Origin of the sequence: Neobacillus citreus, assembly GCF_018343545.2 — a bacterium.
GTDB classification, from domain to species: Bacteria; Bacillota; Bacilli; order Bacillales; family Cytobacillaceae; genus Neobacillus; species Neobacillus citreus.
Genome location: NZ_JAGYPE020000111.1, coordinates 1 through 8,529, shown reverse-complemented (window position 1 = coordinate 8,529; position 8,529 = coordinate 1). Strand labels below are relative to the sequence as shown.

The following is an 8,529-nucleotide window of genomic DNA, read 5'->3' as shown; positions in this document are numbered from 1 at the left end:
ATAAAAACGGCCATGTCGGTTTCGGTACTGGTAAAGCGCAGGAAGTACCTGATGCAATCCGCAAAGCAATCGAAGATGCAAAGAAAAACCTAGTAGAAGTGCCAATGGTTGGAACAACTGTTCCTCACCAAGTAATTGGACGTTTTGGTGCTGGTGAAATACTTCTAAAGCCTGCCTCTGAAGGTACTGGAGTTATCGCCGGCGGTCCTGTTCGTGCAGTACTAGAATTAGCAGGTGTTCAGGATATCCTATCTAAATCATTAGGTACTAACACACCAATTAACATGGTACGTGCTACTGTAGAAGGATTAAAACAACTTAAACGTGCTGAAGACGTAGCAAAATTACGTGGTAAATCAGTAGAAGAACTGTTAGGATAAGGAGGGAAATCAAATGGCGAATAAACTTTTAGTTACCCTCAGCCGCAGCGTAATCGGTCGTTCACAAGACCAACGCGAAACAGTTAAAGCGCTAGGTTTACGTAAATTAAATCAAACAGTTGAGCATCAAGATAACGCTGCTATTCGCGGTATGATTACTAAAGTTGCTCACCTTGTAACAGTAAAAGAACAATAATTCATTGTTTTCTTTCATAAGGAGGTGCCAATATGAAACTTCATGAATTAAAGCCTACCGAAGGTTCTCGTCATGAGCGTAAGCGTTTAGGCCGTGGTATCGGCTCTGGCCAAGGTAAGACTGCAGGTAAAGGTCATAAAGGACAAAATGCTCGTTCAGGCGGCGGTGTCCGTATCGGTTTTGAAGGTGGTCAAACACCATTATTCCGTCGTTTACCAAAACGCGGTTTCACCAATTTCAATCGTAAAGAGTACGCCGTAGTTAATCTTGATGCATTGAACCGCTTTGAAGAAGGTACAGAAGTTACTCCAGAACTTCTTATCGAATCAGGTGTGGTAAGTAACGAAAAAGCAGGAATCAAGATTCTTGCTAAAGGGAACGTAGAGAAAAAGCTTACAGTTAAAGCTCATAAATTCTCCTCTGCTGCTAAGGAAGCGATCGAAGCTGCCGGTGGAACTACTGAGGTGATCTAATGTTCCAGACAATCTCCAATTTTATGCGCGTGGGTGATATACGTCGAAAGATCATATTCACCCTTTTAATGTTAGTCGTATTTCGAATCGGCACTTTCATTCCAGTTCCGAATGTAAATGCTGAAGCGCTAGCTGCACAAGATAAGCTAAGTGTTTTCGGTGTTTTAAATACATTCGGCGGAGGCGCATTAAAGCAATTCTCTATTTTTGCAATGGGGATTATGCCTTACATCACTGCTTCAATTATTATTCAGCTCCTGCAGATGGACGTTGTTCCAAAGTTTACGGAGTGGTCAAAGCAAGGTGAAGCAGGGCGTCGGAAGCTTGCCCAATTCACTCGATATTTTACCGTCGTGCTTGGGTTTATCCAAGCATTAGGTATGTCATACGGCTTTAACAATTTGTCCCAAGGACAATTGATTGAAAACCCTGGAATTGGAACGTATTTATTAATTGCCGTTGTGCTGACTGCCGGTACATCGTTCTTAATGTGGTTAGGGGAGCAAGTTACTGCTAAAGGTGTTGGAAATGGTATTTCTATCATCATCTTTGCAGGTATTGTTGCCGGAATACCAAATGTTTTAAATCAAATGTATGTTCAGCAGTTTGAAAATGCAGGCGAGCAATTATTCCTACGTATCGTGACTGTTGTTCTAATTGCAGTAGCAATTATTGCTATTGTAGTGGGTGTAATCTTCATCCAACAGGCAACTCGGAAAATTCCAATTCAATATGCGAAACGGATGGCAGTAGGACGTAATCCTGTGGGCGGCCAGTCTACCCATATGCCATTAAAAGTAAACGCAGCTGGAGTAATCCCTGTAATCTTTGCCGTTTCGTTTATTGTTACGCCAAGAACGATTGCATCCTTCTTCCCAACGAATGATGTAACGCTTTGGATTATGAAAGTGTTTGATTATTCTCATCCAATCGGGATGACACTTTATGCAGCGTTAATTATCGCGTTTACTTATTTTTATGCCTTTATTCAAGTTAACCCTGAACAAGCAGCGGAAAACTTACAAAAGCAGAGCGGCTATATCCCTGGAATTCGTCCTGGTAAGAGCACGCAGGAATATTTAACACGCGTCCTATATCGGTTGACTTTTATCGGCGCCATTTTCCTTGCTATTATTGCAGTACTTCCAGTTTTATTTATTAAAATTGCGAATCTGCCACAATCGGCACAAATTGGCGGAACAAGCTTGCTGATCGTCGTCGGTGTTGCACTTGAAACGTATAAGCAGCTTGAAGCACAATTAGTTAAACGTCACTATAAAGGATTTATTAAATAAAAGGGTTTTGCGGGACCCTTTAATGGGCCCCAATAAACCTCACATATAGCACGAGGGGGAATATGTGTGAATTTAGTATTAATGGGGCTACCTGGTGCAGGTAAGGGCACTCAGGCTGAAAAAATTGTTGAACAATACCGCATCCCTCATATCTCAACTGGAGATATGTTCCGTGCAGCAATGAAGGAAGGAACTGAACTGGGTTTAAAAGCTAAATCCTTCATGGACAAAGGCGAGCTTGTTCCTGATGAAGTAACAATCGGCATCGTTCGTGAACGGTTAAGTAAAGAAGACTGTCAAAATGGCTTTTTACTTGATGGCTTTCCTAGAACAGTACCACAAGCAGATGCATTAGAAAACTTACTAGTAGATTTAAATAAAAAAATCGACTATGTAATCAATATAAATGTTGATAAAAGCATTTTAATGGAGCGTTTGACTGGCCGTCGTATCTGTAAGGAATGTGGATCAACCTATCATCTAGTATTCAATCCTCCTGCAAAAGAGGGTGTATGCGACCGTTGCGGCGGTGAGCTATATCAGAGAGCAGATGATAACGCTGAAACAGTTCAAAACAGATTAGATGTCAATATCAAACAGCAAGAACCATTATTATCTTTTTATGAAGAGAAAGGGTACTTGCGTACTCTTGATGGTCAGCAGGATATTAACAAAGTATTTGCTGATATTGAAGAACTTTTGCGGGGTCTTCGTTAATGCTCATCATTCACAATTGGCACGCGACTCTCGCTTTTCTCTCATAGAATTCAATTGTATGTGCAAGTAACTGGCTTTTCTATTGTACTGGGTATGCAGAACCGAGAGTTGGGCAAGAATGACTGAAGAAATTATTCTTCTTTTATGCAGAAATTACTTGCGGACAAAGACACAACAATATGTTAAAATTGTAAGGTTGCTAACTGCGTACGAACGAGAAGACTCGCTTTACATTACTAGTCTTACGAACGATAATTCTTTAAAGAGAAGGGGGACGAGACTGTGGCCAAAGATGATGTAATTGAAATTGAAGGTAAAGTCATTGAAACTTTGCCAAATGCAATGTTTAAGGTAGAATTGGAAAATGGTCATACTGTGCTGGCTCACGTTTCCGGGAAAATCCGCATGCACTTTATCAGGATCTTGCCAGGTGACAAAGTGACTGTTGAGCTTTCTCCATATGACTTAACGCGCGGTAGAATTACGTACCGTTTCAAATAATTGTTTGCACTCCGAAACTCAAGGAGGTTAGGATAATGAAAGTAAGACCATCTGTTAAACCGATCTGCGAAAAGTGCAAAGTTATCCGCAGACGCGGCAAAGTAATGGTTATCTGTGAAAACCCTAAACATAAACAAAAACAAGGTTAATCGACAAGGAGGTGCACATATATGGCACGTATTGCTGGTGTAGATATTCCACGTGAAAAACGTGTAGTTATCTCTTTAACTTACATTTATGGTATTGGCAAAAAAACTGCACAAAAAATCTTAACAGAAGCTGCTGTTTCTGAAGATACTCGTGTACGTGATTTAACTGAAGATGAATTAAACAAAATCCGTGATATCGTTGACAAGCTAAAGGTTGAAGGTGACCTTCGCCGTGAAATTTCACTTAACATTAAACGTTTAATGGAAATTGGCTGCTACCGCGGATTGCGTCATCGTCGCGGCTTACCGGTTCGTGGACAAAATACGAAAAACAACGCCCGTACACGCAAAGGTCCTCGTAAGACTGTTGCGAACAAGAAGAAGTAATCGGCAAAGGAGGTTAAATTAAATGGCTCGTAAAACTAATACACGTAAGCGTCGTGTTAAAAAGAATATTGAAGCTGGGGTTGCTCATATCCGCTCAACATTTAACAATACGATCGTAACCATCACTGATGTTCATGGAAATGCAATTTCTTGGTCTAGTGCAGGTGCGCTTGGATTTAAAGGTTCTCGTAAATCTACTCCATTCGCAGCGCAAATGGCAGCTGAAACTGCAGCAAAAACATCAATGGAACATGGTATGAAAACTTTAGAGGTAACAGTTAAAGGCCCTGGTGCAGGTCGTGAAGCAGCTATTCGTGCTCTTCAAGCTGCTGGTCTTGAAGTTACGGCAATTAAAGACGTTACTCCTGTTCCACATAACGGATGCCGTCCGCCAAAACGCCGTCGTGTGTAATTTTTCTGTATAGAATTTATATCATCTGTCTATAATGGGATATGATATGAATTTATTGACTTTTATACAGAATTCTTATTCCAGTTGTTGTGCACAAAACGGGAACGTATACATGGGGGAATTTCGATTAGAACTCTAATCGAGGTTTCGACGTTTTGAAGGAGGGTTATTGGATGATCGAAATAGAAAAACCAAAAATCGAAACGGTTGAGATCAGCGAAAATGCCAAATACGGCAAATTCGTCGTAGAGCCACTTGAGCGTGGATATGGTACCACTTTGGGTAACTCCTTACGTCGTATCCTATTATCTTCACTCCCAGGTGCCGCTGTTACTTCGATTCAGGTCGATGGGGTACTTCATGAGTTCTCAACAATTGAAGGCGTCGTAGAGGATGTAACATCCATCATTTTAAACATTAAAAAATTAGCTTTAAAAATCTATTCTGATGAAGAAAAGACACTTGAAATTGATGTTCAAGGTGAAGGACCTGTTACGGCTGGCAACATTACGCATGACAGTGATGTGGAGATTTTAAATCCAGACCTTCATATTGCAACATTATCTACAAATGGACATCTGCATATGCGTTTGACTGCTAAACGCGGTCGCGGATATACGCCAGCTGATCAAAACAAAAGAGAGGATCAGCCAATTGGTGTGATTCCGATTGATTCCATTTACACTCCTGTTGCTCGTGTTTCTTATCAGGTAGAAAACACTCGTGTTGGTCAATTATCAAACTATGACAAGCTAACGCTTGATGTTTGGACAGATGGAAGCACTGGCCCAAAAGAAGCGATTGCACTTGGTTCGAAAATTTTGACTGAGCATTTAAACATCTTTGTTGGTCTTACTGATGAAGCACAAAATGCTGAAATCATGATTGAAAAAGAAGAAGATCAGAAAGAAAAAGTTCTTGAAATGACCATTGAAGAACTCGATCTATCCGTTCGTTCTTATAACTGCTTAAAGCGTGCAGGCATCAACACTGTTCAGGAATTAGCGAATAAGACTGAAGAAGATATGATGAAGGTACGTAATTTAGGCCGCAAATCACTTGAAGAAGTGAAGGCAAAACTAGAAGAGCTTGGATTAGGCTTACGTAAAGACGACTAGTCTAAATCCGTTTAACGACTTCAAAAAGGAGGGAACCCTTCATGGCATACAGAAAGTTAGGACGCACAAGCGCACAGCGTAAAGCTATGCTTCGTGATTTAACAACTGATTTAATCATCAACGAGCGCATTGAAACAACAGAAACCCGCGCGAAAGAACTTCGCTCAACTGTTGAGAAAATGATCACTCTTGGCAAACGCGGTGACCTACATGCCCGTCGTCAAGCTGCTGCATACGTTCGTAACGAAGTAGCAAATGCTGAAACAGGTACAGATGCATTACAAAAGCTTTTCACTGACATTGCTCCACGTTACCAAGAGCGCCAAGGCGGCTATACCCGCATTATGAAACTTGGACCACGCCGCGGTGATGGTGCACCAATGGTTATTATCGAGTTAGTTTAATATTTTCTAACAGACAACAAGGGTATTGGACAGTTTAAGAACAAACTTGTTCTGTGCCCTTTTTCTGTAAAAACAAGTATATATGTACGAACCAAGCCAAAAAGAGCGTTACGATGAGCGTGACTCCACTAGCTGGAGCGAAATAAGCAAGCTCCATTTGCTTCCGGAAAGAATAACTTTTGGTAATCTTTTTTGCGACTCGTCTAGCTCATGCACCTCCTCCTATTTCCAAATTGGAAATGTTTTGTAAAGGCAGTTGAAAATCGTTCCTGCCTGGGGATGAGGTGCAGGCTTTTTTTGTATATATGGGCTTTTTTATAATAAATGAGCAGAGTTGAGGCGAGGGGGGAGCAGGATGAAAAAGTCAATCGTCAGCTTGAGGGAAGTTTCGTTTCAATATGATGATCAGGAACGGTATGCTTTAAATAATGTTACATTTGATATTTTTGAAGGTGAGTGGCTGGCAATCGTCGGTCATAATGGTTCCGGTAAATCTACGATGGCCAAGCTTCTTAATGGGCTGCAGTTTCCTAAGTCCGGTGAAATAACCGTCTGCGGTTTACCTTTAAATGAAGAGACAATCTGGGATATCCGAAAACAACTGGGAATGGTCTTTCAAAATCCAGATAATCAATTCGTCGGAACCACAGTCCAAGATGATGTGGCTTTTGGTTTAGAAAATATGGGGGTACCACGGAATGAAATGGTTCATCGTGTTGAGGATGCCTTGAAAAAGGTGAAGATGGATCAATTTCTATATCAAGAGCCCCACCATCTCTCGGGCGGTCAAAAGCAGCGTGTCGCGATAGCAGGTGTTCTGGCGTTACGACCCGCAATCATTATTTTAGACGAAGCAACATCAATGCTGGACCCTAGAGGAAGAGAAGAGGTTTTAGCAACGGTTAGAGATTTAAAGGCAGAAAAACAGTTGACGGTCATTTCCATTACGCATGATTTAGATGAGGCGGCGAAAGCAGACCGAATTATTGTGATGAATAAAGGAGAGGTTTACCGGGAGGGTACTCCCGAAGAAATCTTCTCACTTGATGAGGAATTAATTGAACTGGGGCTGGATATTCCATTCTCAGTGAAAATGACAAAGGCATTTCGTCAAATGGGTCTTACGTTTACAAAGAATTATTTATCGGAAGAAGAGTTGGTGACAGAGTTATGGACATCTCGCTTAAATCTGTAGAGTACCGTTATCAAGCTAATACCCCATTTGAAAGACTTGCTATTTCCGAGGTTTCGATTGATATTCCTTCCGGAACCTATCTCGCTTTAATCGGCCATACCGGCTCAGGTAAATCCACTGTTTTGCAGCATTTAAATGCTCTTTTGCAGCCGACAGAAGGAACGGTGCTAATTGGCAGCCAGGAAATAAAGGCTCATCAAAAAAATAAAAATTTAAAGGCAGTCCGGCAAAAGGTCGGAATTGTATTCCAATTCCCTGAGCATCAATTATTTGAGGAAACAGTGGAAAAGGATATTATTTTTGGCCCGATGAATTTTGGCGTTTCCGAGTCAGAGGCAAAAAAGAGGGCACGAGTTGCCTTAAAACAGGTTGGACTCGGTGAAGAAATCTTAGAAAAATCACCATTCGATCTCTCTGGCGGACAAATGCGGCGGGTTGCGATTGCCGGGGTATTGGCAATGGGTCCTGATGTCATCGTTTTGGACGAGCCTACTGCTGGTCTGGACCCGCGCGGCCGAAAAGAGATTATGGATATGTTTTATTCGCTTCATAAGGAGAGGGGCCTCTCAACTATTCTTGTCACTCACAGCATGGAGGACGCGGCAAGGTATGCTGACCAAATCGTCATCATGCAGCAGGGCCGGGTCGCCAAAAAGGGCACTCCAGAAGAGATTTTCTCAGAGACTGCCGAATTAATTCAAATGGGACTAGATGTACCTGAGGTGGTCCGTTTTCAGCTGAAGCTTGAAGAAAAATTAGACAGTAAGCTGGATAAAATCTACCTTTCCATTGAAGAGCTATCGGCTGCCATTTCAGAACGTTTAAAGAGAGGTGTCCGCTCATGATGGAAAAAATGATTTTTGGACGCTATGTACCGGCTGATTCTCTTATTCATAAAATGGACCCTCGTTCCAAACTAATTATTATTTTCTTGTTTGTTTGTGTAATCTTTTTGGCAAACAATGGTCTAACTTATGCACTTATTGGTATATATACTTTTTTAATGCTGGGATTATCCAAAATTCCTATTCGGTTTTTATATGGCGGTCTGAAGCCGATCATATGGCTTGTCCTGTTTACCTTTATTCTGCAATTGTTTTTTACTAAAGGAGGCAGTCTTATTTTTCACTGGGGGCCCGTGAAGATCTACGAAGAAGGCCTCAAGATGGGAATTTTTATTTCTTTGCGATTTTTCTTTTTGATTTTAATGACCTCCTTGTTGACGTTAACAACGACTCCGATTGAGATAACGGATGGATTAGAAACATTATTAAATCCTTTAAAAAAAGTCCGCTTTCCTGT

At 41.3% G+C, this 8,529-nt stretch carries 14 protein-coding genes; all 14 read left to right on the top strand.

Annotated elements, in window-relative coordinates:
• A partial coding sequence (rpsE, locus tag KHB02_RS28920) for a 30S ribosomal protein S5 (RefSeq protein ID WP_241114180.1) occupies positions 1–380 on the top strand: 380 nt, incomplete at its 5' end.
• Between the two features lie 13 nt (positions 381–393).
• Complete coding sequence (gene rpmD, locus KHB02_RS28915) at positions 394–576, top strand: 50S ribosomal protein L30 (protein ID WP_213148263.1); 183 nt, start codon at positions 394–396, stop codon at positions 574–576.
• 32 nt (positions 577–608) lie between these two features.
• Positions 609–1,049, top strand: coding sequence for a 50S ribosomal protein L15 (rplO, locus tag KHB02_RS28910; RefSeq protein ID WP_213148262.1), 441 nt, complete (start codon positions 609–611; stop codon positions 1,047–1,049).
• Positions 1,049–2,344, top strand: coding sequence for a preprotein translocase subunit SecY (secY, locus tag KHB02_RS28905; RefSeq protein ID WP_213148261.1), 1,296 nt, complete (start codon positions 1,049–1,051; stop codon positions 2,342–2,344). The genes rplO and secY overlap by 1 nt, the downstream gene beginning before the upstream one ends.
• 66 nt (positions 2,345–2,410) lie before the next feature.
• The gene (locus tag KHB02_RS28900) at positions 2,411–3,061 is read left to right on the top strand and encodes an adenylate kinase (protein WP_213121066.1); all 651 of its coding nucleotides are present in this window, start codon (positions 2,411–2,413) and stop codon (positions 3,059–3,061) included.
• 282 nt (positions 3,062–3,343) lie between these two features.
• Positions 3,344–3,562: a translation initiation factor IF-1 gene (gene infA / locus KHB02_RS28895; protein ID WP_007085268.1), complete on the top strand. Its 219-nt coding sequence runs from the start codon at positions 3,344–3,346 to the stop codon at positions 3,560–3,562.
• A gap of 35 nt (positions 3,563–3,597) precedes the next feature.
• Positions 3,598–3,711: a 50S ribosomal protein L36 gene (rpmJ, locus tag KHB02_RS28890; protein ID WP_000868344.1), complete on the top strand. Its 114-nt coding sequence runs from the start codon at positions 3,598–3,600 to the stop codon at positions 3,709–3,711.
• A gap of 21 nt (positions 3,712–3,732) precedes the next feature.
• A complete protein-coding gene (gene rpsM, locus KHB02_RS28885) occupies positions 3,733–4,098 on the top strand; it encodes a 30S ribosomal protein S13 (RefSeq protein ID WP_213148260.1) in 366 nt (121 codons plus the stop codon).
• A gap of 22 nt (positions 4,099–4,120) precedes the next feature.
• Positions 4,121–4,510: a 30S ribosomal protein S11 gene (gene rpsK, locus KHB02_RS28880; RefSeq protein WP_046524788.1), complete on the top strand. Its 390-nt coding sequence runs from the start codon at positions 4,121–4,123 to the stop codon at positions 4,508–4,510.
• 173 nt (positions 4,511–4,683) lie between these two features.
• Entirely contained in the window at positions 4,684–5,628 is a 945-nt protein-coding gene (locus tag KHB02_RS28875; RefSeq protein ID WP_213148259.1) for a DNA-directed RNA polymerase subunit alpha, read from the top strand.
• A 41-nt stretch (positions 5,629–5,669) separates the two neighbouring features.
• A complete protein-coding gene (rplQ, locus tag KHB02_RS28870) occupies positions 5,670–6,032 on the top strand; it encodes a 50S ribosomal protein L17 (RefSeq protein WP_213148258.1) in 363 nt (120 codons plus the stop codon).
• 355 nt (positions 6,033–6,387) lie between these two features.
• Positions 6,388–7,227, top strand: a complete 840-nt coding sequence (locus tag KHB02_RS28865) for an energy-coupling factor ABC transporter ATP-binding protein (protein ID WP_213148257.1) — start codon at positions 6,388–6,390, stop codon at positions 7,225–7,227.
• Positions 7,203–8,072, top strand: a complete 870-nt coding sequence (locus KHB02_RS28860; RefSeq protein ID WP_213148256.1) for an energy-coupling factor ABC transporter ATP-binding protein — start codon at positions 7,203–7,205, stop codon at positions 8,070–8,072. Before KHB02_RS28865 ends, KHB02_RS28860 begins: the two co-directional genes overlap by 25 nt.
• Positions 8,069–8,529: energy-coupling factor transporter transmembrane component T family protein (locus KHB02_RS28855; RefSeq protein WP_241114179.1), on the top strand; the 461-nt coding region annotated here is incomplete at its 3' end. The genes KHB02_RS28860 and KHB02_RS28855, both read left to right, overlap by 4 nt.

What these genes read in the sequence shown, in the direction of transcription:
- rpmD (WP_213148263.1), top strand. Translation starts at nt 394, where the DNA reads ATGGCGAATAAACTTTTAGTTACCCTCAGCCGCAGCGTAATCGGTCGT.
- rplO (WP_213148262.1), top strand. Translation starts at nt 609, where the DNA reads ATGAAACTTCATGAATTAAAGCCTACCGAAGGTTCTCGTCATGAGCGT.
- secY (WP_213148261.1), top strand. Translation starts at nt 1,049, where the DNA reads ATGTTCCAGACAATCTCCAATTTTATGCGCGTGGGTGATATACGTCGA.
- rpmJ (WP_000868344.1), top strand. Translation starts at nt 3,598, where the DNA reads ATGAAAGTAAGACCATCTGTTAAACCGATCTGCGAAAAGTGCAAAGTT.
- rpsM (WP_213148260.1), top strand. Translation starts at nt 3,733, where the DNA reads ATGGCACGTATTGCTGGTGTAGATATTCCACGTGAAAAACGTGTAGTT.
- rpsK (WP_046524788.1), top strand. Translation starts at nt 4,121, where the DNA reads ATGGCTCGTAAAACTAATACACGTAAGCGTCGTGTTAAAAAGAATATT.
- KHB02_RS28875 (WP_213148259.1), top strand. Translation starts at nt 4,684, where the DNA reads ATGATCGAAATAGAAAAACCAAAAATCGAAACGGTTGAGATCAGCGAA.
- rplQ (WP_213148258.1), top strand. Translation starts at nt 5,670, where the DNA reads ATGGCATACAGAAAGTTAGGACGCACAAGCGCACAGCGTAAAGCTATG.
- KHB02_RS28865 (WP_213148257.1), top strand. Translation starts at nt 6,388, where the DNA reads ATGAAAAAGTCAATCGTCAGCTTGAGGGAAGTTTCGTTTCAATATGAT.
- KHB02_RS28860 (WP_213148256.1), top strand. Translation starts at nt 7,203, where the DNA reads ATGGACATCTCGCTTAAATCTGTAGAGTACCGTTATCAAGCTAATACC.